30 protein-coding genes are annotated in these 24,160 nt (G+C 27.6%); 19 read left to right on the top strand and 11 right to left on the bottom strand.

Going from position 1 to position 24,160, the window contains the following annotated elements; genetic code table 11:
- Nucleotides 1-44: 44 nt before the first annotated feature.
- From aldA to AVENP_RS09425, 3 genes are all read right to left on the bottom strand, one after another.
- Nucleotides 45-1,484: an aldehyde dehydrogenase gene (gene aldA / locus AVENP_RS09435; protein ID WP_128358194.1), complete on the bottom strand. Its 1,440-nt coding sequence runs from the start codon at nt 1,482-1,484 to the stop codon at nt 45-47.
- Between the two features lie 175 nt (nt 1,485-1,659).
- A complete protein-coding gene (locus AVENP_RS09430; protein WP_128358013.1) occupies nt 1,660-1,944 on the bottom strand; it encodes a hypothetical protein in 285 nt (94 codons plus the stop codon).
- 103 nt (nt 1,945-2,047) lie between these two features.
- Nucleotides 2,048-2,737: a hypothetical protein gene (locus tag AVENP_RS09425; RefSeq protein WP_128358014.1), complete on the bottom strand. Its 690-nt coding sequence runs from the start codon at nt 2,735-2,737 to the stop codon at nt 2,048-2,050.
- A 116-nt stretch (nt 2,738-2,853) separates the two neighbouring features.
- On the opposite strand from AVENP_RS09425, the gene AVENP_RS09420 reads away from it, so the two are divergent.
- Nucleotides 2,854-3,408 carry a TetR/AcrR family transcriptional regulator gene (locus AVENP_RS09420; protein ID WP_128358015.1) on the top strand — a complete coding sequence of 185 codons (555 nt, stop codon included), beginning with the start codon at nt 2,854-2,856 and terminating at the stop codon, nt 3,406-3,408.
- A gap of 67 nt (nt 3,409-3,475) precedes the next feature.
- Nucleotides 3,476-3,985 (top strand): HPP family protein, encoded by a 510-nt coding sequence (locus AVENP_RS09415; protein WP_128358016.1) that lies wholly within the window; start codon nt 3,476-3,478, stop codon nt 3,983-3,985.
- Between the two features lie 25 nt (nt 3,986-4,010).
- On the opposite strand, the gene AVENP_RS09410 is transcribed toward AVENP_RS09415, so the two are convergent.
- Nucleotides 4,011-5,045, bottom strand: a complete 1,035-nt coding sequence (locus tag AVENP_RS09410; RefSeq protein WP_128358017.1) for a D-alanine--D-alanine ligase family protein — start codon at nt 5,043-5,045, stop codon at nt 4,011-4,013.
- A 219-nt stretch (nt 5,046-5,264) separates the two neighbouring features.
- Here AVENP_RS09410 and AVENP_RS09405 point away from each other — a divergent pair, with 219 nt between their 5' ends.
- The gene (locus AVENP_RS09405; protein WP_128358018.1) at nt 5,265-6,500 is read left to right on the top strand and encodes a DEAD/DEAH box helicase; all 1,236 of its coding nucleotides are present in this window, start codon (nt 5,265-5,267) and stop codon (nt 6,498-6,500) included.
- A 2-nt stretch (nt 6,501-6,502) separates the two neighbouring features.
- On the opposite strand, the gene AVENP_RS09400 is transcribed toward AVENP_RS09405, so the two are convergent.
- From AVENP_RS09400 to AVENP_RS09370, 7 genes are read right to left on the bottom strand one after another with little or no spacing between them, the layout of a single operon-like run.
- The gene (locus AVENP_RS09400; protein WP_128358019.1) at nt 6,503-7,237 is read right to left on the bottom strand and encodes a sulfite exporter TauE/SafE family protein; all 735 of its coding nucleotides are present in this window, start codon (nt 7,235-7,237) and stop codon (nt 6,503-6,505) included.
- A gap of 2 nt (nt 7,238-7,239) precedes the next feature.
- Nucleotides 7,240-7,956, bottom strand: coding sequence for a serine O-acetyltransferase (cysE, locus tag AVENP_RS09395; RefSeq protein WP_128358195.1), 717 nt, complete (start codon nt 7,954-7,956; stop codon nt 7,240-7,242).
- 25 nt (nt 7,957-7,981) lie between these two features.
- Nucleotides 7,982-9,787 (bottom strand): biosynthetic arginine decarboxylase, encoded by a 1,806-nt coding sequence (gene speA, locus AVENP_RS09390; protein ID WP_128358020.1) that lies wholly within the window; start codon nt 9,785-9,787, stop codon nt 7,982-7,984.
- 2 nt (nt 9,788-9,789) lie between these two features.
- On the bottom strand, nt 9,790-11,013 hold the full coding sequence (hisS, locus tag AVENP_RS09385; RefSeq protein ID WP_128358021.1) for a histidine--tRNA ligase: 1,224 nt from the start codon (nt 11,011-11,013) through the stop codon (nt 9,790-9,792).
- Nucleotides 11,006-11,572: a dTMP kinase gene (gene tmk / locus AVENP_RS09380; RefSeq protein ID WP_128358022.1), complete on the bottom strand. Its 567-nt coding sequence runs from the start codon at nt 11,570-11,572 to the stop codon at nt 11,006-11,008. The genes hisS and tmk overlap by 8 nt, the downstream gene beginning before the upstream one ends.
- Complete coding sequence (gene coaD, locus AVENP_RS09375; protein ID WP_128358023.1) at nt 11,563-12,048, bottom strand: pantetheine-phosphate adenylyltransferase; 486 nt, start codon at nt 12,046-12,048, stop codon at nt 11,563-11,565. The genes tmk and coaD overlap by 10 nt, the downstream gene beginning before the upstream one ends.
- Nucleotides 12,049-12,050: 2 nt before the next feature.
- A complete protein-coding gene (locus AVENP_RS09370; protein WP_128358024.1) occupies nt 12,051-12,605 on the bottom strand; it encodes a UbiX family flavin prenyltransferase in 555 nt (184 codons plus the stop codon).
- A 210-nt stretch (nt 12,606-12,815) separates the two neighbouring features.
- Here AVENP_RS09370 and AVENP_RS09365 point away from each other — a divergent pair, with 210 nt between their 5' ends.
- From AVENP_RS09365 to AVENP_RS09290, 16 genes are all read left to right on the top strand, one after another.
- Nucleotides 12,816-13,454 carry a recombinase family protein gene (locus tag AVENP_RS09365; protein WP_128358025.1) on the top strand — a complete coding sequence of 213 codons (639 nt, stop codon included), beginning with the start codon at nt 12,816-12,818 and terminating at the stop codon, nt 13,452-13,454.
- A 66-nt stretch (nt 13,455-13,520) separates the two neighbouring features.
- Nucleotides 13,521-13,967 (top strand): 50S ribosomal protein L9, encoded by a 447-nt coding sequence (gene rplI / locus AVENP_RS09360; RefSeq protein ID WP_128358026.1) that lies wholly within the window; start codon nt 13,521-13,523, stop codon nt 13,965-13,967.
- Nucleotides 13,968-13,971: 4 nt separating this feature from the next.
- Nucleotides 13,972-14,508 carry an ATP-dependent protease subunit HslV gene (gene hslV / locus AVENP_RS09355; RefSeq protein WP_128358027.1) on the top strand — a complete coding sequence of 179 codons (537 nt, stop codon included), beginning with the start codon at nt 13,972-13,974 and terminating at the stop codon, nt 14,506-14,508.
- Between the two features lie 6 nt (nt 14,509-14,514).
- The gene (hslU, locus tag AVENP_RS09350; protein WP_128358028.1) at nt 14,515-15,843 is read left to right on the top strand and encodes an ATP-dependent protease ATPase subunit HslU; all 1,329 of its coding nucleotides are present in this window, start codon (nt 14,515-14,517) and stop codon (nt 15,841-15,843) included.
- Between the two features lie 62 nt (nt 15,844-15,905).
- Nucleotides 15,906-16,214: a hypothetical protein gene (locus AVENP_RS09345; RefSeq protein ID WP_128358029.1), complete on the top strand. Its 309-nt coding sequence runs from the start codon at nt 15,906-15,908 to the stop codon at nt 16,212-16,214.
- Nucleotides 16,211-16,999: a TatD family hydrolase gene (locus AVENP_RS09340; protein WP_128358030.1), complete on the top strand. Its 789-nt coding sequence runs from the start codon at nt 16,211-16,213 to the stop codon at nt 16,997-16,999. The genes AVENP_RS09345 and AVENP_RS09340 overlap by 4 nt, the downstream gene beginning before the upstream one ends.
- 35 nt (nt 17,000-17,034) lie before the next feature.
- A complete protein-coding gene (locus AVENP_RS09335) occupies nt 17,035-18,279 on the top strand; it encodes a transglycosylase SLT domain-containing protein (RefSeq protein WP_128358031.1) in 1,245 nt (414 codons plus the stop codon).
- Nucleotides 18,263-19,273 carry a septal ring lytic transglycosylase RlpA family protein gene (locus AVENP_RS09330; protein ID WP_128358032.1) on the top strand — a complete coding sequence of 337 codons (1,011 nt, stop codon included), beginning with the start codon at nt 18,263-18,265 and terminating at the stop codon, nt 19,271-19,273. Before AVENP_RS09335 ends, AVENP_RS09330 begins: the two co-directional genes overlap by 17 nt.
- 9 nt (nt 19,274-19,282) lie before the next feature.
- Nucleotides 19,283-19,855 (top strand): imidazoleglycerol-phosphate dehydratase HisB, encoded by a 573-nt coding sequence (gene hisB, locus AVENP_RS09325; protein ID WP_128358033.1) that lies wholly within the window; start codon nt 19,283-19,285, stop codon nt 19,853-19,855.
- Nucleotides 19,852-20,349 carry a KdsC family phosphatase gene (locus AVENP_RS09320; RefSeq protein WP_128358034.1) on the top strand — a complete coding sequence of 166 codons (498 nt, stop codon included), beginning with the start codon at nt 19,852-19,854 and terminating at the stop codon, nt 20,347-20,349. Before hisB ends, AVENP_RS09320 begins: the two co-directional genes overlap by 4 nt.
- Entirely contained in the window at nt 20,340-20,870 is a 531-nt protein-coding gene (locus AVENP_RS09315; protein WP_128358035.1) for an LPS export ABC transporter periplasmic protein LptC, read from the top strand. Before AVENP_RS09320 ends, AVENP_RS09315 begins: the two co-directional genes overlap by 10 nt.
- 12 nt (nt 20,871-20,882) lie before the next feature.
- Complete coding sequence (gene lptA, locus AVENP_RS09310) at nt 20,883-21,374, top strand: lipopolysaccharide transport periplasmic protein LptA (RefSeq protein WP_128358036.1); 492 nt, start codon at nt 20,883-20,885, stop codon at nt 21,372-21,374.
- A complete protein-coding gene (gene yihA, locus AVENP_RS09305) occupies nt 21,374-21,976 on the top strand; it encodes a ribosome biogenesis GTP-binding protein YihA/YsxC (protein WP_128358037.1) in 603 nt (200 codons plus the stop codon). The genes lptA and yihA overlap by 1 nt, the downstream gene beginning before the upstream one ends.
- Nucleotides 21,966-22,427, top strand: a complete 462-nt coding sequence (locus AVENP_RS09300) for an N-acetyltransferase (RefSeq protein ID WP_128358038.1) — start codon at nt 21,966-21,968, stop codon at nt 22,425-22,427. Before yihA ends, AVENP_RS09300 begins: the two co-directional genes overlap by 11 nt.
- Before the next feature lie 84 nt (nt 22,428-22,511).
- Nucleotides 22,512-23,297, top strand: coding sequence for a transglutaminase-like domain-containing protein (locus tag AVENP_RS09295; RefSeq protein WP_128358039.1), 786 nt, complete (start codon nt 22,512-22,514; stop codon nt 23,295-23,297).
- Nucleotides 23,298-23,306: 9 nt separating this feature from the next.
- A complete protein-coding gene (locus AVENP_RS09290) occupies nt 23,307-24,158 on the top strand; it encodes a transglutaminase family protein (protein ID WP_128358040.1) in 852 nt (283 codons plus the stop codon).
- Nucleotides 24,159-24,160: the final 2 nt, after the last annotated feature.

Here is a 24,160-nt window from a genome sequence, read left to right as displayed (position 1 = left end):
TTATAAAAATATCAGTAAGGAAAATCCTTACTGATAAAAAGAGTTTATTGTTTATTTAAATCATATTGTAAATATACAACTTTTGTTTGTAAATACTCTTCAAGTCCATGTTTTCCATCTGCTCCACCAATTCCAGATTTTCTCCATCCAGCGTGGAAACCTTGCATCGCTTCAAAGTTTTCTCTATTTATATATGTCTCACCAAATTTTATCTCTTTACAAGCTCTCATTGCCACATCGATATTTTGTGTATAAATAGATGAAGTTAAACCAAATTCACTATCATTTGCTAAAGTAATAGCTTCATCCAATGTTTCAAAAGTCATAATAGGTAAAACTGGCCCAAAAATCTCTTCTTGGATAATATTCATATCTTGTGTTACATCCACAATTACTGTAGGTTCATAATAAAAACCATCATTTCTAGAAGCTCTTTTACCGCCTGTTGTAATAGTTGCTCCAGCTTTTACCGCACTATCAACTAAACTTTGCACATGAGCTACCGCAGCTTCATTAATCAGTGGTCCCATGTCAACTTCTTCTGTTAAGGGATTTCCATAAGTTGTAGCTGACATTGCTTTTGTGATTTTTTCAGTAAACTCTTTTGCAATACTTTTGTGAACATAAACCCTTTCAGCACAATTACAAACTTGACCATTATTGATTACTCGAGAGTTTTTAATAGCTTCCACAGCTAAATCAATATTTGCATCAGCCATTACAATAGCAGGGGCTTTTCCACCTAATTCTAATGAAACTTTTGTCACATTTTTAGCAGCAGCTTCCATAATTTTAACGCCAGTTGGAACGCTTCCTGTAAAACTTACAATTCCAACTTTTTCATGACCTGCAAGGGCATTTCCAACTTCTGAACCTGTTCCACTCACAAGGTTAAATACACCTTTTGGAAGACCAACTTCATCTACAAGTTTTGCAAATTCAAAGGCATTATTTGGAGTATCTCCACTTGGTTTTATAACAATTGTATTTCCAGTTAAAAGTGCAGGGGCTAATTTTCTAGCAATTAAGAAAAATGGAAAATTCCAAGGTAAAATACCAGCAGCAACACCAATTGGTAATTTAAATAAAAAGATATTCTCATTTGGTCTATCACTTTGGATAATCTCACCTTCATATCTTCTAGCCCATTCAGCCATATAGTCCATATAATCAGCTGTAAAATGAACTTCAACAGTTGCAAGTCCTAAAACTTTTCCTTGCTCTTGAGTTATTGTTCTTGCTAACATATCAGCATTTTCTCTGATTTTTTGTGCAATTTTTTTAAGGTAACCAGCTCTCTCAATTGCTGGTAATTTTTCCCAAGAAAGCTGAGCTGTATAAGCTGCTTGAACAGCATCATCAACATCTTCAACAGTTCCTTTTGGGATATAAGAGATAATTTGTTTATCTGACGGATTAATAACAGGTAGGACGTCAACATGATTGATGAACTCACCATTTATATACATTTGGTAGACTTTTATTTCTGACATAGTATTCTCCTTAGATTATTTTATAAGCAAGTATAATCTAACGCTTTAATAGTTAAAAGAAAATTAAATAAGTAAATAATTATTTGAGGATTTGATTTAGGAAAATTTATATTCTTAATTATCTAAGAAAAATTAATGCAATATTAAAAAGAGAAATTGAATTTATTTATAATTGTTTTAAAATATTGAGTATATTTTCTGTTTTCCATTCAACACAACAAGAATATTTTTTATCATATTCTACATTTTTTATTAATGTAGAAAAACTCTTTTCTGTAAAAAAATAGTCATAATATGGCAAAGCAGTAGTAATATGTCCTATATCATCAAAGTCATTTACTTTAAAATTTTGGTTTTTATTCCATCTGATGGTTGAAAACATTTTAGCTCGAATATCAAAAGTAGGAAAATATGTATCCATTTTTTTATTATCAAATAAATTGTAAATCATATTAATAATAGGTTGAATATCATCCTCAGGTTCATTACCTATTTGTTCTTTAGAATTAGTTTCATTAGTAGCAAAATAACTAAAAGTAAATTTTATTCTATCTTTATTTTGCTGTTAATAAACCAGCTATTTCACTCATATAAACTTTATGTTGAGTTTTGAGTTCATGTTCAAATTCAACTTTTTCCTTATTTATTATATTTACCATATTCTTTGTTGAATTAATTAATATTAATTCTTTTTCTTCATCTAGCTTATTACTAACAAGTTGGCTAAAACTGTATTTCCAAATGTCTTCAAAATATTTTTTTTGTATAAATTCATTATTTTCATTTGATAAAAAAGGTAAGGGTTCAAAATTAATTGCTCCTAAAATATCACATACTTTAGTCCAAACAAAAATATCTGATTCATAAATAAGATTTTTTCCTTTTAAATTTTCGTATAGGAAATAAAGTAATTCATATTCTATTAGTTCCATTTCAAACATAATTATTATATTTTCTGAAAGAAGTTCCATGATTTTTGTTGTTTCATTAAATCTATTTATATCTTTTTGTTTAAAAAGTTCAGAATATAATCTATAACTCAAAGGACAAATAATTTTCTTTTCTTTAGAAAGTTTGATTAATAAATTATAAATTTCTATTAAGTTTTCATCAGTATTTTTACCTAAAGCCACATCACATAAATATCCCCAATATTTTGTATCAAGATAAATTTTAAATCTATTTTTAATAGATTTTCCAAGTTTTAAGCGATGTTCTTTCATATATTCATCAATTGAAAACAAAAACTATCCTTTAGATTTTTTTTAAATTATTTTATGTTAACACACTATTTATAAAATAATTGACATTAAAAACGTAATTAGCTAAACTTTTACCAAACAATCGTTTGGATAAAATTATGGCAATCAAAAAAACATCAAAAGAAGAGATTTTAAAAGAGTCTATTAAACTTTTTAAAATACGAGGATATTCAAATACTTCTATGGCAAATATAGCCGAAGCTTGTGGGCTTATAAAAGGGAGCATTTATCATCATTTTAAGAGTAAAGATGAGATAGGTTTAGAGTCTTTGAAGTATATTCATGACTATTTTGAAAAAGAGATTTTTTCTATTGCTTATATAAGTGATTTGAGTGATAAACAAAAAATCGAGTTAATTGTAAAAAAAACTGATGCTTATTTTTTGCATAGTGAGGGTGGTTGTTTACTTGGAAATTTAGCTTTGGAAGCTAGTAGTTTGAATTTGGATTTTAAAGAGGAGATAAAAGCATATTTTACAGCTTGGGAAAATGCTTTGATAAAAATCTTTAAAAACAAATACTCAAAAATAGAAGCATCAAATCTTGCAAAAGAGTATGTGGCTTTAACTCAAGGTGCAATAATGATGATGAATTTATATGATTCATCGGAAAATTATCTAAAAGTAGGTGAAAAAATCATTAGTTTAATCTAATGGTTTTTTTTTATCTTATTTAAACAAACAATCGTTTGGTTGTTTAAATTTATTAAAAAGGAAAAATATGAGTTATTTTAAAAAATTCAAAGGGCAGGGCGAAGCACTTCCAGTAAAATCACCAATTAGTGAAATACTTTTTGCATGGTTTGGTGGATTTATTTCAATTTTAATTATTGGCTATCTCACAAAATCTTATGACAATCTTTTGATTATGGGTTCTTTTGGAGCTTCGTGTGTATTGTTATTTGGCTTTCCTAAAAGTCCATTTTCACAACCAAGAAATGTGATTTTAGGTCATTTCTTATCTACATTTATTGGTTTAGCTTTTTTGCATATTTTAGGAAATGAGTATTGGAGTATGGCATTAGCTTTGGCAACTGCAATTGCAGTTATGATTGCCACAAGAACAGTTCATCCGCCAGCTGGATCAAATCCGTTGATAGTGTTTTTATTGGGTGCAAATTGGGATTATTTGATTTTTCCAAGTCTGATGGGTTCTATTATTTTAGTTCTTGTGGCAATTTTCTATAATAATTTGCATAAGAATAGAGCTTATCCACAATATTGGATGTAGTTTTAAAGTATTGACATTTTAAATGTCAATACTCATCTTTGATTTTTGATGTTAATGCAGCATCTGCAATTTTTAAAATCATATGTTCAAAATCTATATTTTCATTTATTTGGAAGGCTTTATAAAAATAACCCTCTTCAAAACTTGGCATAAAATCAGCTTCTATAAAATGTAAAATTCCATTGTAACTCATTTTTATATCAATTACTCCCATAGTTTTTCCACCTAAAGCCATAAAAGAGTTAATTGCTAAAGCTGAAACTTCTTTACGGATTTTTTTATCAACTATTGCAATAACTTCTTCTAAATTACTTTGCTTAGCATCAAAATCTAAGATTTTATGTCCATTTTTATTTTTAGCAGCAATAATCTCAACTGGTAATATTGTTAGAATATTTTTTGATTTATTCTCTAAAATAGAAACACTATACTCTTTTCCAGATAGATAGTTTTCCACTAAAGTACGAGATTTTTGAGTGTTGTAAATATCCAAAACTTTTGCTTGGTATTTTTTGAAATCAAAAACAACAGATTGGGCATTTATTCCCTCTGGATTATTTTTTGATACTGGTTTTAAAAATAGGGGAAATGTTACAGGCAGTGAACTCTCTGTTTCATGCTCATCTGGTTGAGTTGTGAAAAATTTCGCAGTATTTAAATTCGCATCTTTTACAATAGTTTTTGCATTGTTTTTATCATGTTCATTGTCTAAAACTTCTTTATTTGAAGTAATATATTCAATGTTGTGTTTTTTTAAATACTCACTTAACCAAACTTTTTCTTTGTTAAAATTAAAATATTTAACCCCAGAAAATACTAAATCAGGTTTTCTTTTTACTAAAGATTTTAAATCATCTTCTGTGCTAATAAGCGTAATAATAACCTTTTCATAGCTTTTTGATAAGATACTTAAAATTAGTTCTGCATCAAAGTTAATACCAATATTTTTTGTATCTTTACTAAGGGGAACAGTTACTATTTCTATAGAGCTATTGATTTTTGTATTTAGTACATTTGGCGTATTTTGTAAGTTTTCGTGAGTTTTAATTTGTTCTATCATTTTAGATTATTAAAAGATATTATTGACATATATTTTGTCCTTTTTGTTTATTGGTAATTAGTTTATAAACTACCTAAAGTTACTCAGGTTAGCGTAAATAGTATTAATTACATATTTTTGATTTATTTACATAAAAATAGAGTTTATTTTCAAACTTGGTTTTAATAAAGGCAAATAATCTTAAAATACCTTAATCAAACAACCAATTAAAGGATTTTAATGCCATTTTTAAATTTGGGTCTTAGTAATAATATAAATAAAGCACTTGATGAAAATGCTTACACAAATCCAACTCCTATTCAAGAAAAAGTAATTCCTCTTATTCTTCAAAACAAAGACATAATGGCAAAAGCTCAAACAGGTAGTGGGAAAACTGCAAGTTTTGTTTTGCCAATTTTGCAACTATTATTAAATAAAGAAGATAAAGAGCGTAAAAAAAAGGCAAAAATATCAACTTTGGTTTTAACTCCAACAAGAGAATTAGCCCTTCAAGTATCAAAGGCTTTTATTGATTTTTCTATATATTTTGATAATAAACCAAAAGTTGTAAGTGTCATAGGTGGAGAAAGTCTTACACAACAACTTTTGGATATACAAAAAGGTTGTGATATTGTTGTGGCAACTACTGGAAGATTACTTGATATACTTGATAAAAAACAAATAAATTTATCTACTCTTGAGTTTTTTGTTTTAGATGAAGCTGATAAGATGCTTGATTTAGGATTTGAAAAAGAGTTAGAACAACTTTTAGAATCACTTCCAAAAAATAGACAAAATCTACTTTTTTCTGCAACATATCCACAAAAAATGTTAAATATTGCTTCAAAGATTACAAGTAATGCTCAAGAGATTTTTGTAGAAGATGAAACTCAAACAGTTCAAACTATAAATCAAAGGGCAATAGAGGTAAATAAAGAGAACAGAAGCGCACTTCTACGAAATTTAATACAAAAGCATTCATGGGAGCAAATACTTGTTTTTATGGCTAATAAACGCTCTTGTGACAATATCGCTTTAAAGTTTAGAAAATATGGATTAAATGCTGTTTCTTTTCATGCAGATTTAACTCAAGAAGAAAGAAGTGAAACTTTACAAGATTTTAAAAATAAAAAAATCAAGATTTTATTTGCAACAGATATAGCAGCTCGAGGTTTGCACATAGATGATATTTCTTGTGTTGTAAATTTTGATTTACCAAGAGCAACAGCTGATTATGTTCATAGAATTGGAAGAACAGGCCGAGCTGGTAAAAGTGGGGAAGCTATCTCTTTTATTGGGTTAGAAGATTTTGAACATTTCTCTTTAATTGAAAAAAGATGTGAGATAAAATTAGAAAAAGAGCAAATAGAAGGTTTTGAACTAATTGGTACACCAATAAAGAAAGAAAAAGGATCTGAGCCTGTAAAAGGTAAAAGAAAAAGTAAAAAAGATAAATTAAGAGAGAAATCTTTATAAGACTAAATAGTCTTATAAAGCATGATAACCAAAACAATAATATTTAAAAGCAAAACATAATTTTTGTAAGAAGTTGCTTTTACAATGTCTTTAACTTTTATTCCAAAATATACTCCAATAAGTGAACCAATACCTACTGTTGCACCTTCAACAAATAACATTTGTCCCTGATATGAAGTTGATATAAATCCAGCTATTGAAGAAAAGATTACAAAAAATAATCCTAAAGCAGTTGCTGCTTTTAAATCATATTTTAAATAACCAACTAATATTGGAGTTAATAAAATAGATCCTCCAACACCAATACTCATAGCAAGAATACCAATACCAGCTCCAATTAGAAGTAGAATATATGCATTTTTTGTCTCTTTTTTATCAGTATGAATAGCAGGGGAATAAAAAATTTTAATTATTGAAAAAATCAAAATAGCAATGAAAAGATATTGTAAAAATTCATTTGAAAGATTTGGCACAATATATCCACTTATCATTCCTCCAAAAGAGCCACCAATTCCTAAAATTACTCCATCTTTAATAACATCTTTAGCTTTTTTTGCATTTAAAAAAGAGCCATAAATAGAAGAAAAAACCATTTGCATAATTGATATAGCAACGGCTTCTTTCATAACATACCCAAGCATTAAAAGTAAAGGAACTAATATTGTTCCTCCACCAATTCCAAAAAAACCAGAAGAAAATCCTGTAATTATTCCAAATATTGCAAGTTCTAAATTCAAAATTAAGCCTTTTTAATAGAATTCATAGCTTCAATGAAATTATTATAATCACTTTCTAATTTTTCGTCTTTTTGCGTTAAATCAATACCATCTTCTTCTTTTAAAGCAGTCTCAACTAAATGAATTCTATCAAGAAGATATTTGAACATCTCTTTGTTAATGTCTGGTAAATCACCATGTTCCATTTTGCAGATTTTATTATCTCTTTTGATAATTTTTGCAGGAACACCGACAGCAGTTGAATTATCAGGAACATCACATACAACAACTGAGTTTGCTCCAATTTTAGAGTTTACACCAATTGTAATATTTCCTAAAACCTTAGCTCCACTTCCTATAACTGTATTTGATCTAACAGTTGGGTGACGTTTTCCTTTATTTAAACTAACTCCACCAAGAGTCACACCTTGATAAATTAAAACATCATCTTCAACAATAGCAGTTGCACCAATTACAACACCAATTGCATGGTCAATAAAAACTCTTCTGCCTATTGTACAAGCTGGATGAATATCTGTTTTTGTTAGAAAACTTGATATTCCACTAATTACTCTAGATAATTTTTTCCAACCTTTATAATAGAGTTTATTTGCAATTCTATAGTTTATAATTGCCCAAACACCTGGATAGTTAAAAAATAGTTCTAAATTAGTATCTAGTGCTGGGTCATTATTTTTAGGAACATAAAAATCTTCTTTTAATTGCGCCCAAAATGATATTTTTTCTTCAATTTTTTTTTCTTCATTACTCACGATAACTCCAACTTGTTTTTAAATAACTATTCTCATTTAGATATCTTTCCATATCTTTATAATTATGATCATTTAAATTTTTTCTTAAAATATCTTTTATATTGTCAGTATCGTAATCAATATCTTCTAATATATCAATAATTTTTTGAGATTCTAAAATCTTTTCTAAAACAACTTTATTATCTTTAAATACAATATTTACTTCTGTTGGATGTGAAAATAAGTTATGTTTCATTCCTAAAGTATCTTGATAAGCCCCTACATTAAAGAAACCTATGAAATAGTCTTCTTTATTTAAATTCACATCATGTAAATATAAAGGTTTTTTTATATCAAATGGCAACTCTCCATCACTATCACAAGTAATATCCCATAAAGATGCACTTCTTGTTGGTTTTTTATCAAGATGTGTTATTGGCATAATTGGGAATTCTTGGTCAATTCCCCAATAATCAGGAAGTGATTGGAATAAAGAAAAATTTAATAGATATTTTTCTTGAATATTTTCATCAAGTTTTTTTAACTCTTCATAATCATCTATTTCGAGCAACGAGATAGCTTTTTTGATAACTTGATGAGTTAAAACTTCTGCATTTGATCTATCTTGCAAATCAATATAACCTAAATCAAATAGCGTTAATAAAGATTCCATATGATCAATACTATCATGCATATATTCATAAGCAGTTTTTTTTGTCATATCTCTATATAAATCATTTAACTCTTGAATTAAAGGAGGATTTGAGGGTTTAAGTTTTAGATGGTCAAAATCATATTCTGCAGAAAATAATTCAAGCACAGGAGCTATTAAAACTGTTGAGGCAGCCGAAATAAATCTTCCTGATTCTGTAAAGATATTTGGTTCATCAACCCCTTTTTGTTTTGCAATATCTTTTAACGTAAATATAACATCATTTGAAAACTCACTTAAAGAGTAAAATCTTGTTCTTTCATAAGCATTATATTCAACTGCTAATCCACCACCAATATTAATTGAGTTTAAATTAGTTGCACCTAAGTTTTTAAGTTCAGCATAAATATGTCCAGATTCCCTTAAAGCTTTTTTCAAAGGTTTAATAGAATTCATAGCAGAACCAATATGAAAATGAATCATTGTTAAATGCTTAACTAGATTATTATCTTCCATTAATTCATATGCTTCTAATATCTCAGTAGAAGTTAATCCAAATTTAGAATTAATCCCTCCACTTTTCGCCCATAGGCCACTTCCACCACTATGTAGTCTAACTCTTAATCCTATATTAGGACACTCCATTTTGGTTTCATTTAAAACCTCTATAATTATTTCCAATTCATTTAAGCCTTCAATAATTATTGTGATATTATGACCCATACTTTTTGCAATGAAACCTAGGTGAATCATCTCTTTATCTTTGAATCCATTTACCGTTATTGGAGAACCAACATTATTGTAGGTCATTGCAATAACAAGTTCAGCCTTACTTCCAGCTTCTAGCCCATAATTAAAGTTTTTACCCTCAGCAATAAGTGGATGAATAAAGTTAGGAAGTTGATTAACTTTTAAAGGGAAAACAGCATTAAATGTTCCCTTATAATCATATTCTTTAATACTTGCATTAAATGTATTGTATAGTGTATTTATTTGCTTTTCTGTTATATGTGGAAACCTTAAAAGTAATGGACCTTTAAAATCTTGTTTTCTTATATCTTTAACTATAGAAATCAGTGATGGTTTGCAGTCATAGTTTATTTTTGCAAGTCCATCTTCAATTATAAAATTATCATCACTCCAGATGTCAATACCGTAATTACCCACTTTTAAAAATCCTCTAATTTTAAATTTTTTTCTTCTTTTGTTTTTAAATCTTTTATATAGATAGTTCCATTTTTTAGCTCATTTTCACCAATTAATGCCACAATATTAGCTCCAAGTTTTTCAGCTAATCCAAAATGTTTTCCGAAACTTCTTGGTGCGTATTCTACTAAAGTTTTCGTTGTTTTTCTCTTTTGATTTGCCATTTTTACTACCGTATTTAAAGATGCTTCATCTAAAGCTCCAATATATACAATATCTTGATTACATTGTGGCATCTTTATGAGTTCTAATAATCTTTCGATTCCTATTGCAAATCCAATTCCACTTGTAGATTTTCCGCCCAAAAATTCAACTAATCTATCATATCTTCCACCACCTGCTATTGCACTTTGAGCACCAATTTCATTACTTACAAATTCAAATGCGGTTTTATTATAATAATCTAAACCTCTAACTAAATTTGAATCTATTTCATATTTAATATTGTTAAAGTCTAATATCTCTTTTAGTTTTTCAAAATCTGTATTACAAGATTCACATAAACTTGTTGTGATTTTTGGAGCATTGTATAATAGTAATTGACACTTTTCATTTTTACAGTCTAAAACTCTAATTGGATTTGTTAAAATCCTTCTATTACAGTCTTCACATAGTTCTTCTTTAAAAGTTGTTAAATGTTTAACTAGGTTTTCTTTATATGGTGGCATACAAATATTACAACCAAGAGAATTTAATTTTAATGTAAATCCAATACCAAAAAAATCAAGAATTTCTTTTAACATAATGATAATATTTGCATCTTCAAATACAGAATCAATACCAAAAACTTCACAACCAAATTGGTGAAATTCTCTAAGTCTTCCTTTTTGAGGTCTTTCATATCTAAACATAGGACCATAATAATACCACTTATAGTTTCCACCAGCCCGATCAAGTTTCTTTTCAACAAAATGTCTTACAACACCAGCAGTACCTTCTGGTCTTAAACAAACATCATTTTCACCTTTATCAATAAACTGATACATCTCTTTATTTACGATATCTGAACTCTCACCAACTGATCTTTTGAATAAAGCTGTTTCCTCTAATAGGGGTGTTTCAATATACGAAAAACCATAATTTTTAGCAATATTTGAAGCATTCTCAATAAAGTAAGTAAATAAAGTACTTTCTTCATTTACAATATCTTTCATTCCCCTTAAACTTTGTATTGTCTTATTAGTCATTTATAAAATCCTCAATTTCCTTTTCTATTTCTTCTATTTTTAAACTTGCATCGATGATAATATGATTTAAATTTAATCTTTTAATTGTCTCTTTCATTCTATTTTGAATATTTATTAAATACTCAATTCCTCTTAATTCTATTGAATCATTTTCTTTTTGTGATAATCTAAATTTTAGTTCATCAGGAGCTAATTCAAGTAAAATTACATGAGTTGGTAAAGTATTATTTGTAGCAATTAGATTTAAATTAATTAATTCATCAATACTTAATGTTGAAGCATAAGCAATTCCCGATAACATCGATCTATCAGATATTATTGTATTATTCTTATACTTCTTTATTACTTCTTCAATATGTTCAGCTCTATCAGCCATAAAAAGAAACATTTCTGCAATTTTTGATTTTGCTTCACCATCAAGTGCCATAGCTCTTAACTTGATACCAAGTGGAGTTCCTCCTGGTTCTTTTGTAAAAATTGCAGTAGGTAATTTCTTTTTTAGAAGTTCCAATTGTGTAGATTTTCCAGCTGTGTCAATTCCTTCAATTACTACATACATTTTAAAACTTTTTCAGGAACTAAATGTTGAAATTTCCCATTAAATCTTATTATTTCTCTCACTATTGTAGAACTAACAAATGCATTTTCTAAAGTAGGCATAAGATACAAAGTTTCAATCTTTTTATTTATTGATGAGTTTGCATAACCCATTTGTAATTCAAATTCAAAATCGGATACAGCTCTTAGTCCCCTAATAATTGTATTTATTTTTAAATCAATTGCTAAATCAACAAGTAAAGTATCAAATCCTAAAACTGTAACACCTTCAATATCTTCAGTGGCTGCTTTTGCAAATAAAACCCTTTGTTCAGGGCTAAACATAGGTTTTTTTAATTCACTTTTTGCAACAGCAATTATTACTTCATCAAAAATATTTGCAGCACGTTTTATAATATCTAGATGACCATTTGTAATTGGATCAAAAGTTCCACTATAAATGGCTTTTCTATATGAATTAATATTATTATTTGGCATATTTATTCCCATCTTTTATATAAATTATTATCTATTTTTAGTAAATCTAACCATTTACCTATCAAAAAGTTTTCCATATCTTGTAAACTTTGTTGAGCGCTATAGTAACCTAAAATTGGAGGTGCAATTACAACTCCTAATTTTGATAGAGTCAACATGTTTTTTAATACGATGCTGTTTAGTGGCATTTCCCTAGGGGCTACGATAACATCTCTTTTTTCTTTTAACATCACAGTAAAGGCCCTTGTTATAAGTGAATCTGAAATTCCTACAGCACACTTAGCCAAAGTATTCATTGAGCAAGGTAGAATAATCATCTTATCAACTTTAAATGAGCCAGAAGCGATACTTGCACCTATATTTGAGTCTTTGAAAATGGTTACATTTGGATAATCGCTAAATATCTCTTTTGTAGAGAGATTATTTTCAAGTTTTAAAGCAGTTTTTGCGCTTTTAGAAAATATAACAAAAACTTCAATCTCTTTAGGTAATTTTTTTACAAAATTAACACCAAGATTTGAGCCACTGGCTCCCGAAATAGCAACAGTTATTTTCAAGAAAAACCTTTAGTTTTAGTATATGTAAAATGATAATAGCAAAAAAAAACTTTTAATTCAATTACCTTTTGATTCAAGCTTTTTATCCAAATTTATAAGTTTAATTTAATATACGTTATGCTAACATATTGTATAAATAATATATATAAAAATTTAAACATTATGTTTAATTTTATATTATATAATATACTTAATGTAAAAGGATTTTATATGTCAAAAGTTTTTATTTATATCAGAAATAATGAGAATAATCAGAAATACACATTAAAACAAAGAGAATCTATAGATAATTATTTACAGAAAAATAACATAACAAATTTTAAGAATATAGAAATAAATATCAATACTCCAAATGAAGAAAAAAACATATTAGAACTTCTACAAAATTGTGAAATGAATTCAACAATTATTGTTTCAAATCTAAATGTTTTTGGACGAACAATAGAGACTATTTTAGAAATAGTAAAATTCTTATTATCAAATAAAATTAGAATCATTGTTATTGAAGAGAGTTTAGATTTAATAGATGACAAAGATATGTTAACTCAAATGATTTTAGGTGTAATATCAATGACTATTGGTTTAGAAAAAGAGTTAATGAGTTTAAGGACAAAAGAAGCATTAACAGCAAAAAAATTAAATGGTATGTCTTTGGGAAAACCAAAAGGTACAATCCAAAAATCTAAGTTTGATTTACAAAGAGATAAAATTGAAGAACTTTTAGGTGTTGGATTAAGTGTACGAAAAATTTCTAAATTATTAGGTTACAATAATCATATTGGATTGAATAATTATGTTAAGAAAAGAAAGATAAAAATAAATCTTAATCAAGCACAATCTAGTAAATAAAATCTCTTTATAATGGTTTAAAAAAAATATAGTAAAATAAAATAATTAAAATAGAATGGAGTTATTGTGAAAGTATTATTAATCAAAGATGTAAAAACTTTAGGAAAAGCAGGTGAGCTAAAAGAAGTAGCCGATGGATATGGGAAAAACTTTTTAATTGGAAAAGGTTTAGCTTTACATGCAACAACTGAAGTTTTAAATAGATACAAAGCAGAACAAAAGAAATTAGCAGAAAATGAAGCAAAAGAAATTGCAACTGCAAAAGAATTAGCAGAAAAATTAAATGCAACAAAACTTACAATAAAACATAAAGTTGGTGCAAATGGACAATTAATTGGTTCAGTTACAAATAAAGAAGTATCTGAATCATTAGAATCGCAATTTTCTATTATGCTTGATAAAAAAAATATATCATTAGATAAAAAAATTAAATCTGTTGGAATTTACGAGTTAGATTGTAAGTTAGGACACTCAATTCATGCAACTTTAAAAGTTGACATTATCGGAGAATAATTATATGTTTGATGCAACAACTATACTTGCATATAGAGGTGCTAATAAAGCAGTAATTGGAGGTGACGGTCAAGTTACTTTTGGAAATACTGTTTTAAAAGGAAATGCAACAAAAATAAGAACACTTTATAAAGATCAAATTCTTGCAGGTTTTGCAGGAAGTACAGCTGATGCTTTCAACCTTTTTGATATGTTTGAAGAACATTTAAATGCCTGCAAAGGTGATTTACTAAAATCAGTAATTGCCTTTTCTAAAGAGTGGAGAAAAGATAAAGTTTTAAGAAGATTAGAAGCTATGATGATAGTTTTAAATAAAGAAAAAATTTTTATATTAAGTGGAACAGGAGATGTTGTTGAACCTGAAGATGGTGCAATTGCATCTATTGGAAGTGGTGGAAATTTTGCCATTTCAGCTGCTCGTGCCCTTGCTAAACATTCAACTTTAGATGAAGAACAAATTGTTCGAGAATCTTTAATGATTGCAGGTGAACTTTGTATCTACACTAATCAAAATATTAAAATATTAAAAATAGAGGATTAACCCACTATGGATATGACACCAAAACAAATAGTTGCATACTTAGATGATTATATTATCGGGCAAAATAATGCAAAAAAAACTATTGCCTTAGCTCTTAGAAATAGATACAGAAGAATGAAAGTAGATCCAGCTTTCCAAGAAGAAATAATGCCTAAAAATATCTTGATGATTGGAAATACTGGAGTTGGTAAAACAGAAATTGCAAGAAGACTTGCAAAAATGATGGGATTGCCTTTTGTAAAAGTTGAAGCTAGTAAATATACAGAAGTTGGATTTGTAGGTCGAGATGTTGAGTCTATGATTAGAGATTTAGTTTATGAGGGTATAAATTTAGTAACTCGTGAGTTTGAAGAAAAAATCAAAGATAAAATTGATGAAGAAGTAAATAAAAAAATAATTGAAAAATTAGTACCACCACTTCCTGAAACTGCTAGTGAAAGTGCAAAAGAGTCTTTTATTAAAACTTTTAATACTATGGAGAAAAAACTTCTTGATGGTACTTTAGATGATAAAAAAATTGAAATTGAAGTTCCCAAAAAAGCTCATATTGAAATTTTAGATTCTTCAATGCCTTTTGATATGAGTTCAATGCAAGAAAGCCTAAATAAAATGTTAGGTGGATTAAATAAAGAAACTATTAAAAAAGAAGTAACAATTTACGATGCAAAAATCTTGTTAAGAGGTATTTGTAGTGAAGGATTATTAGATCAAGAAGCAATAAAAATTGAAGCACTTAAAAGATGCGAAAATGGTGGAATTATATTTTTAGATGAAATTGATAAAATTGCTTCAGGAAAAAAAGCTCAAGGACAAGATCCATCAAAAGAAGGTGTTCAAAGAGATTTACTTCCCATAGTAGAAGGAAGTAGTGTTCAAACAAAATTTGGACAGTTAAAAACTGACCACATCTTATTTATTGCAGCTGGTGCATTCCATGTTTCAAAACCAAGTGATTTAATACCTGAACTTCAAGGAAGATTTCCTTTAAGAGTTGAATTAGAATCTCTTGATGAAGAAGCTTTATATAAAATATTAACAAATACTAAAAACTCACTTTTACAACAGTATAAAGCACTTTTAGCTGTAGAAGAAGTAGAATTAGAGTTTGATGATGAAGCAATAAGAGCATTTGCAAAATATTCAGTTACTGCAAATGAAAAAACGGAAGATATTGGTGCAAGAAGACTTCATACTGTTATTGAAAAGGTTATTGAAGATATATCTTTTGATGCAGATGAGAGAAAAGGTGAAAAAGTTATAGTAACAAAAGAATTAGTTGCTAGTAAATTAGATGATATTGTTGACAACATCGACACAGCAAGATATATTTTATAAGTTATATAAATTAATAATCTTTTAGCTAGAATAATTTTTATTAAAAAACATGGAGTATTATTATGAATATTGTAACATTTTGTCAAATAGATGAGTCTTTATTTAATCCTGAATTTAACGTTGAATATTTTCATACAACAGGAGAAGCTAATGATGCTGACATTGTAATTATTGATATTGATTCAATTTTTGAATTTGAAGAGAATAAAGGGAAAGTTTGTAAAGATAAGTTTGTTTCTATTGCTATTATTGATGATGATAGTGATTATGAAGCTTTTAAAAATTTTGGGATTGATGCTTGGATAAAACATGCTGATATTTCTCAAATAAACAATATTATAAATTTAGTAAATAAAAGGTTATTATCATAATTATTGATACTCATTGTCACTTAGACAACAAACAATATTACGAAGATATTGATAACGTAATTCAAAATGCTTTAAATCATAATGTAAAGGGATTTTTAATCCCTGGAGCTGATTTTGATGATTTGCCACAAGCTATTGCTTTGGCAGAAAAATATGATGAAGTATATTTTGCAGTTGGAATTCATCCTTATGATATAGATAAATTTGATGAAGCAACTATGGAAAAATATGTTAGTCATCCAAAATGTATTGCCATTGGTGAATGTGGTTTAGATTATTTTAGACTTCCTGAAGATGAAATTGAAAAAGAAGAGAATATAAAAAAACAAAAAGAGGTTTTTATAGCTCAAATAAACTTTGCAAAAAAAGTAAAAAAACCTTTGATTGTGCATATTCGAGAAGCTTCAAATGATTCAAGACAAATTTTGATTGATTATAATGCTAAAGAAGTAGGTGGAGTTTTACACTGTTTTAATGCAAGTGAACATTTACTTCCATTATCTGAACACAATTTCTATTTTGGAATAGGTGGAGTTTTAACTTTTAAAAATGCAAAAAAATTAGTTGATATACTTCCAAAAATACCAAAAGAAAGATTATTAATAGAAACTGATGCTCCTTATCTTACTCCTCATCCTCATAGAGGTGAAAGAAATGAGCCTTATTATACGGTTTTTGTTTCTAGTAAAATGTCAGAATTACTTAACTTAAGTGATGATGAAATTCAAAAATTAACTACTAATAATGCAAAAAAATTATTTAAAGAGTTTTCTAGTCTTTCTTAGATATAATATAAGCTATATCAAAAGAAGAGGACTTTTTGAATAAATTTTTTTTAACAATACTTATTTTAACAAATACACTTTTTGCAAATATTTCAAATGAAATAGATTTAAAAATTTTAAAAGATTTAAATATTGAATCTTCATTTTTATCTAATAAATCTTTACAAGATACATATGACGAATATTCATCAAGTCAAAATATAACTTATTACAATAATATTCTAAGAAAATTCACTTTAAATGCGCAAATAGTAAAAAGTGAAATCGAAAGTGAAAATCTTCCAGATACAGTATTTTTTATTCCAATGTTAGAATCAAGTTTTACTAATCAAGAAAGAGGAAAAAATAGTCCTGCTGGATTATGGCAAATTATGCCTTTAACTGCAAAAAACTTAAAATTAAGAAATGATGAATTTATTGATGAAAGACTTGATTTAATTAAATCTACTGATGCTGCGAGTTCTTATTTAAAGAAGTATTATAAAAAATTGAATAAATGGTATTTAGCAATTTTAGCTTACAATTGTGGCGAAGGAAATGTAATAGAAGGAGTTGCACGAGCTTCTCTTGATAGATATTTAGAACTAAATCCTAACTTTAGAAATAATCAAGAGATTAAAAATAATCAAAAAATATTTGATGATTATAAAATAAATAAAAAAGGTTTTAATAATTTATATGATATTTATAATAATTATAAATCATTTTATAGTTTTGACTATTTGGTAGATAATAATCAAAAGAATAAATACTTACCTGAATCTAGTCTTCTTTACATGAAAAAGTTGATAGTATTTTCAATGATTGCCAATAGGGATTTATTTAAAAGTATAGATAATAAAAGTAAATATAAATTAGCAAAGGTAAAAGTTCACAAAGGTTTACAATTAAAATCTGTTGCAGCTGCAATTAATATGAATTACAATGAATTTAAAAATATAAATAAGCATGTTAAAAAAGAAGTACTTCCTATTGATTCAAAACTTTATAATATATATATTCCTGAAAGTAAATTAGATATTTATAATCAAAAAATAGTTACTATAAGACCTACTAAAGAAAATATTCAAGAAATAAAAAAAGGTACAAAAAAAGATACTAAAGTTATAGACCCTAAAAAAAATAATAATGTAAAAGCAATTATTTATAACGTAAAAAAAGGTGATTCTTTAGAATCTATTGCCAAAAAATATAAAGTTAGTTTAAAAAAATTAAAAGATGATAATAAGAAAAAAACTAATTTAATAAAAGTAGGAGAGAAGATTGAAATTAATAGGTAATAGTTTGAAGAGTATTTTATTTTTAGGTTTATTATTAAGTGTATTCCTTTTTACTGGTTGTTCACAAAAATCTTCTAGTGTTGATTATAATAAATTTTATAAAGATACTAAAAATTCAAAAATAAACAACTCACTAGAAATGCATAAGTATACAATGCGACCATATAGTGTTTTTGGTATAAAATATTATCCATTTATTGCAAATATTGGAGATGATTTTGAGGGAACTGCTTCTTGGTATGGTCCAGATTTCCATTCAAAAAAGACTTCAAATGGTGAAATTTATGATATGTATGATATGACAGCTGCACATAAAACTTTGCCAATGAATACTGTTGTAAGAGTTGACAATTTAGAAAATGGAAAATCAATTATTGTAAGAATTAATGATAGAGGTCCTTTTGTTAGAGGTAGAATTATCGACTTATCAAATAAAGCAGCAAACGAAATTGATATGGTAAGAAAAGGAACAGCAAAAGTAAAAATTACTGTTTTAGGATATAATGGCGAAATTGAGAATAAAGATGCACCATATGCACAATTACCAAAAAATGATCCAACTCTTATAGGTAAAAAACAAGAGGTAGCTGCACTTGAACCTTTAGCAATTAAAGAAGACTCAATAGTATCAACAAAAGCCCCTGTTGTACCTGTTTCTACAGTTGTAAATAATAAAGTTGGTAAATCTATTACAAATACAAATGTTAATAAAAATGTTGTAAAACCTACTTCAAATGTAAATAGTAATAACAAAGTTTTATCAGCTGGTAAATATAGTATTCAAATTGGTGCTTTTGGTTTAGAAAATGGTGCTGAAAAAACAAAAAATGAATATCAAAGAAAATTTGTTAATAATAAAGTTGATGTAAAAAAAGTTTTTTCAAATGGGAAAGTTTTATATAAAGTTCTAATTGGTGGCTTTAATAATGCTGATGCTGCAAAAAGATTTAAAGATTCAAATGGTTTAGGTAATGTTCTAATAATTAATAATTAGGAAAAGAAGATGGTAGAAATAAATAGAAAAACAAAAGAAACAGATATTAACTGTAAAATTGATATAAATGGTTCTGGAAAATCAAACATAAAAACAGGTGTTGGATTTTTTGACCATATGTTAGAAGCTTTGTCAAAGCATAGTGGAATTGATATAGATTTAACTTGTGATGGAGATTTACATATTGATGCTCATCACACTGTTGAAGATTGTGGAATAGTTCTAGGACAAGCTTTAAAAAAAGCAATTTTCCCAATCCAAGCAGTTGAGCGATATGGAAATGCAACAGTTGTTATGGATGAAGCCGCAACAACATGTGCTTTAGATTTGTCAAATCGACCGTATTTGGTTTATGAAGTAAATCTAAGTGGAAAAGTTGGAGATTTTGATGTTGAGTTAGTTGAAGAGTTTTTTCATGCAGTTACTGGAAATGCTGGATTGACTGTACATATTATACAAGATAGAGGAAGAAATAAACATCATATTTTAGAAGCTTCTTTCAAAGCATTTGCTGTGGCACTAAGACGAGCATTAGTGAAAAATGATAGATTAGGAATTCCAAGTACAAAAGGTGTTTTATGATTGAACTAATTGTTTTAGATGTAGATGGTACTTTAACAGATGGAAAAATTACTTATTCAAATAGTGGTGAAGAGACAAAATCTTTTGATGTTGCTGATGGTTTAGCAATTGCTGTTTGGACAAAAAAATTTGGTAAAAAAGCAGCAATAATAACTGGACGAAGTTCTTTTATTGTTGAAAAAAGAGCAAAAGAGTTAAACATTACACATCTTCATCAGGGAATTAAAAATAAACAAGAAGTTTTGGAGCAAATATTAAAAGAAGAAAATCTTTCATGGAGTCAAGTAGCAGCCATTGGTGATGATTTAAATGATTATAATATGTTAAAAAAAGTTGGTCTTTCTTTTACTCCTGCAAATGGAACACATTATTTAAAAGATTTTGTAAATGTAGTTTGTCAAAATAGAGGTGGAGATGGAGCTGTTAGAGAAATGTTAGAATATATCTTTAAAGAAGATGGACTTGAAGAGGAGTTCTTAAACGCATGGGTATAAAGCTTTTTATTTTAATACTTTTAGTTATATCTTTAGGTAGTTACTTTATTCCTGTTGAAAATGCAAAAAAAAGTATATTTGATAAAGATATTCCACAAGTTATTTTTGAATCACCTAAAATGTATACATTAAATGAAAATAGCTTAAATAGAATTGTAATTGCAACACATGCAATAAAATACGAAAATAGAGATGAAATGTATAATGCTGATATTACTTTGAAAAATCAAGATGAAACAAAAGATTTTAAAAATGAGAAATTAAAAGCAAATTTGATAGTAAAAAAAGGTAATAGTTATATTTTAACAGATAATGTGAAATACACAAGAGATAATTTTATCAAATTAAATACAAATGAACTTTTTTATGATGATACAAAAAAAATAGCTAATAATACAAAACCATTTGATGCTATTTATAATAATCATTTTGTAAAAGGCGATACAGTCTATTTAGATATAAATAATAGTTTTATAAAAGCAAAAAATACGCATTTCGAAATTGATGTTACTAAAAATTAAAAAAGGAAAAAAATGAAATATTTAATAGGTTCTTTACTTTGTTCTACACTTTTATTAGCTCAAAGTGAAACTTTGATGATAGATGCACAAGATTTTCAAGCCGATGACAAAAACGGAATCTCTATTTTTACTGGAAATGTGAAAATAAGAATGGGTGCAGATAAATTAAATGCTAATAAAGTAGATGTCTATTTCGCTACAACTAAAGATAATACAAAAATTCCTTTAAAATATGTTGCAACAGGTAATGCGGATTTTGAAATAATAACAGCGGATAAACACTATATAGGAAATGGAGATAAAATAATATATTCTCCTCAAAAAGAGGAATATACAATTTTAGGTAATGGTTTTTTACAAGAAAAAAATGATGATAGAAAAGTTTATGGTGATACCATTTATGTAAATCAATTAACCGGTGAAGCAAGAGTTAAAGGTAGTGAAAATAAACCAGTTAAATTTATGATAAATGTTGAACGTGGACAAGATAAAGGAAAACAATAATGAGAATAACTGAAGCTAAATTTTTACAATCTGCACAAGGAATTATGGATTCTCCAAGTCCAGATAGAGCTGAAGTTGCATTTTTAGGAAGATCGAATGTTGGAAAGTCATCATTGCTTAATACTTTGACAAATAGAAAAGGTTTAGCAAAATCTTCTTCAACACCAGGTAAAACACAACTTATAAACTATTTTGAAATTAATTTCAAAACAGATAATGAAGAGTTACCATATTTATATGCAAGATTTGTGGATTTACCAGGATTTGGTTATGCAAAAGTTTCTAAAAGTATTAAAGCTGAATGGAATAGAAATCTAACGGCTTATTTAGAACAAAGACAATGTTTACAAATATTTGTACATTTGATTGATTCAAGACATCCTTTACTTGATATTGATAAAAATGTGGATGAATTTTTAAGAACTATAAAAAGGGGTGATCAAATTATCATTCAAGCCTTTACAAAAATAGATAAATTAAAAATGAATGATTTAGCAAAATTAAAAAGAGAGTACCCTGAAGGAATTTTTATATCAAATTTGAAAAAAAAGGGTATGATAGATTTACAAAATAAAATTACAGGATACTTATTTGGACATTAGATTCTATAAGCCAACCGTGGCTGATATTACAAAAATGCAGGATATTGTTAGAGAAGAAGTAGCAAGTGGAAAAATTCTTTTAAGAACAGAAGATGAAATGGCAACTACGATTCGTTCATATACTGTTGTTGAAGTAGATGGAAAAATGGCTGGATTTACAGCTACTCATATTCACTCTCCAAGACTAGCAGAAGTACGAAGTTTAGTTGTGGCAAAAGAGTTTAGAGGTCTGAAATTAGGTCGACAACTTGTAGATGCCTGTATAAAAGAAGCAAAAGAGTATGGAATACAACAACTTTTATCTTTAACTTATGAACAAGGATTTTTTGAAAGTTGTGGCTTTAGAGTAATTTCAAAAGAAGAAATTCCTGAACACAAAATCTGGGCAGATTGTATTAGATGCAAACATTTTCCTATTTGTGATGAAATCGCAATGGTTATTGATTTATAATTACTTACTTTTTATAAGGTTCTTTTTACTTAAATGTTTTTAATTAGTGTACAATGTATGAATATTATCTTAAAGGATTAATTCATGTGGTTGTACACAAGTTGCATTTTCAAATTCGACATTTCTGAATTTACTCCATTTTTATTTATGTTAAGACCGCAAAATAACTTAAATCAGTTTATATCACTAGAAGAGTTTCAAATAAAACCAAATGTTGAAGTTAATCAATTTCAAGATATTTATGGTAATTTCTATCAAAGATTAGTAGCACCTCCTGGAAAATTCAAAATAGAATGTAGCACAAAAGTTATAATAAAAGATAATTCAATTAATTCTTTTGGAAAAGAATTTGTTGACATTCATAATTTACCCCACGATGTTCTTTTATATTTACTTCCTAGTCGTTATTGTGAATCTGATTGCTTTAATCAAATGGCAACACAAATTACGCAAGGTTTACCTTTGGGATATGAACAAGTATTGGCAATAACCAATTGGATACGAAATAATATTAGTTTTGAAAATAACAGCAGTGACACTCAAGTAACAGCAATTGAAGTAAATAATAGAAAATATGGAGTATGTAGAGATTTAGCTCATTTAGCAATTGCTTTATGTAGAAGTATAAGTATTCCCTCTCGTATAGTTGTTGGTTATTTATATGAATTAGAACCTATGGATTTACATGCTTGGTTTGAAGTTTATATTGGTGATGGTTGGTATAGATTTGATGCAACACAAGATATAAATAAAGAGGGTTATGTTGTTATTGCACATGGTAGAGATGCAGCTGATGTAGCTGTTTATACTCAGTTTGGTTCAACTCTTTTTCCTAGTTCTCAAAAAATAAAAGTTAAAAAAATTAATTAAGGATAAATTATGGAACGTTTTAAAATAATTCATAGAACTTACTATAATTATTCGGACAATGTAAATTTAGGAACTCATAATTTGCTTTTAAGACCAAGAGAAAATCATGAGTTACGTATTGAGTTATTTACATTAAATATTACTCCTAAGGCTAAAATTTTATGGCATTTAGATGTTGAAGATAATTCTGTGGCAATTGCAACTTTTGAGACACCGACTCAACAACTTTTTATTGAAAGTGAAGTTATCATTCAACAGTACAATGAATCACCACTTGATTTCATAGTTGCTGATTATGCAATAAATTATCCTTTTAAATATTTACCAAATGATAATTTTATTCTTTCATCTTATATGGTTTTACCAAATGAAGAAAGTAGAATACTTTTAAATAATTGGATAGGTAATGTTTATAAATATGGCGAAAAGATTCAAACTTATACCCTTTTACAAAAATTAACAACTTATATATTTAAAAACTTTACCTATAAAGTAAGAGAAGAAGCAGGGGTTCAAACTGCAAAACAAACATTAACTTATGGCTCTGGTTCATGTAGAGATTTCGCTTTTTTATTCATGGAAGCTGTTAAATGTTTAGGTTTAGCAACAAGATTTGTAAGTGGTTATCTTTATGCACCTTTGATGTCTGATCAAGCTGGTTCAACTCATGCTTGGGCAGAAGTTTATCTCCCTGGTGGTGGCTGGAAAGGTTTTGATCCAACTACTGGAAATATCGTAGGCACTGACCACATTTCAGTTGCAGTTTCAAGACTACCGGATAATGTTCCTCCAATTGCTGGTTCATTTTCAGGAATTTCTGATTCAACACTTAGTGTTGGGGTTTGGGTTACAAAAGTTTAATT

The organism is Arcobacter venerupis (genome assembly GCF_013201665.1).
Taxonomy (GTDB): Bacteria; Campylobacterota; Campylobacteria; order Campylobacterales; family Arcobacteraceae; genus Aliarcobacter; species Aliarcobacter venerupis.
Note: the sequence above shows the minus strand (reverse complement) of the source record. Positions and strands in the feature narration are given on the sequence as shown.

What these genes read in the sequence shown, in the direction of transcription:
- hslV (WP_128358027.1), top strand. Translation starts at nt 13,972, where the DNA reads ATGTTTGATGCAACAACTATACTTGCATATAGAGGTGCTAATAAAGCA.
- AVENP_RS09415 (WP_128358016.1), top strand. Translation starts at nt 3,476, where the DNA reads ATGAGTTATTTTAAAAAATTCAAAGGGCAGGGCGAAGCACTTCCAGTA.
- lptA (WP_128358036.1), top strand. Translation starts at nt 20,883, where the DNA reads ATGAAATATTTAATAGGTTCTTTACTTTGTTCTACACTTTTATTAGCT.
- AVENP_RS09365 (WP_128358025.1), top strand. Translation starts at nt 12,816, where the DNA reads ATGTCAAAAGTTTTTATTTATATCAGAAATAATGAGAATAATCAGAAA.
- AVENP_RS09410 (WP_128358017.1), bottom strand. Translation starts at nt 5,045, where the DNA reads ATGATAGAACAAATTAAAACTCACGAAAACTTACAAAATACGCCAAAT.
- AVENP_RS09295 (WP_128358039.1), top strand. Translation starts at nt 22,512, where the DNA reads ATGTGGTTGTACACAAGTTGCATTTTCAAATTCGACATTTCTGAATTT.
- AVENP_RS09430 (WP_128358013.1), bottom strand. Translation starts at nt 1,944, where the DNA reads ATGATTTACAATTTATTTGATAATAAAAAAATGGATACATATTTTCCT.
- coaD (WP_128358023.1), bottom strand. Translation starts at nt 12,048, where the DNA reads ATGCCAAATAATAATATTAATTCATATAGAAAAGCCATTTATAGTGGA.
- AVENP_RS09345 (WP_128358029.1), top strand. Translation starts at nt 15,906, where the DNA reads ATGAATATTGTAACATTTTGTCAAATAGATGAGTCTTTATTTAATCCT.
- hisB (WP_128358033.1), top strand. Translation starts at nt 19,283, where the DNA reads ATGGTAGAAATAAATAGAAAAACAAAAGAAACAGATATTAACTGTAAA.
- AVENP_RS09405 (WP_128358018.1), top strand. Translation starts at nt 5,265, where the DNA reads ATGCCATTTTTAAATTTGGGTCTTAGTAATAATATAAATAAAGCACTT.
- AVENP_RS09315 (WP_128358035.1), top strand. Translation starts at nt 20,340, where the DNA reads ATGGGTATAAAGCTTTTTATTTTAATACTTTTAGTTATATCTTTAGGT.
- AVENP_RS09290 (WP_128358040.1), top strand. Translation starts at nt 23,307, where the DNA reads ATGGAACGTTTTAAAATAATTCATAGAACTTACTATAATTATTCGGAC.
- yihA (WP_128358037.1), top strand. Translation starts at nt 21,374, where the DNA reads ATGAGAATAACTGAAGCTAAATTTTTACAATCTGCACAAGGAATTATG.
- AVENP_RS09420 (WP_128358015.1), top strand. Translation starts at nt 2,854, where the DNA reads ATGGCAATCAAAAAAACATCAAAAGAAGAGATTTTAAAAGAGTCTATT.
- tmk (WP_128358022.1), bottom strand. Translation starts at nt 11,572, where the DNA reads ATGTATGTAGTAATTGAAGGAATTGACACAGCTGGAAAATCTACACAA.
- hslU (WP_128358028.1), top strand. Translation starts at nt 14,515, where the DNA reads ATGGATATGACACCAAAACAAATAGTTGCATACTTAGATGATTATATT.
- hisS (WP_128358021.1), bottom strand. Translation starts at nt 11,013, where the DNA reads ATGACTAATAAGACAATACAAAGTTTAAGGGGAATGAAAGATATTGTA.
- AVENP_RS09320 (WP_128358034.1), top strand. Translation starts at nt 19,852, where the DNA reads ATGATTGAACTAATTGTTTTAGATGTAGATGGTACTTTAACAGATGGA.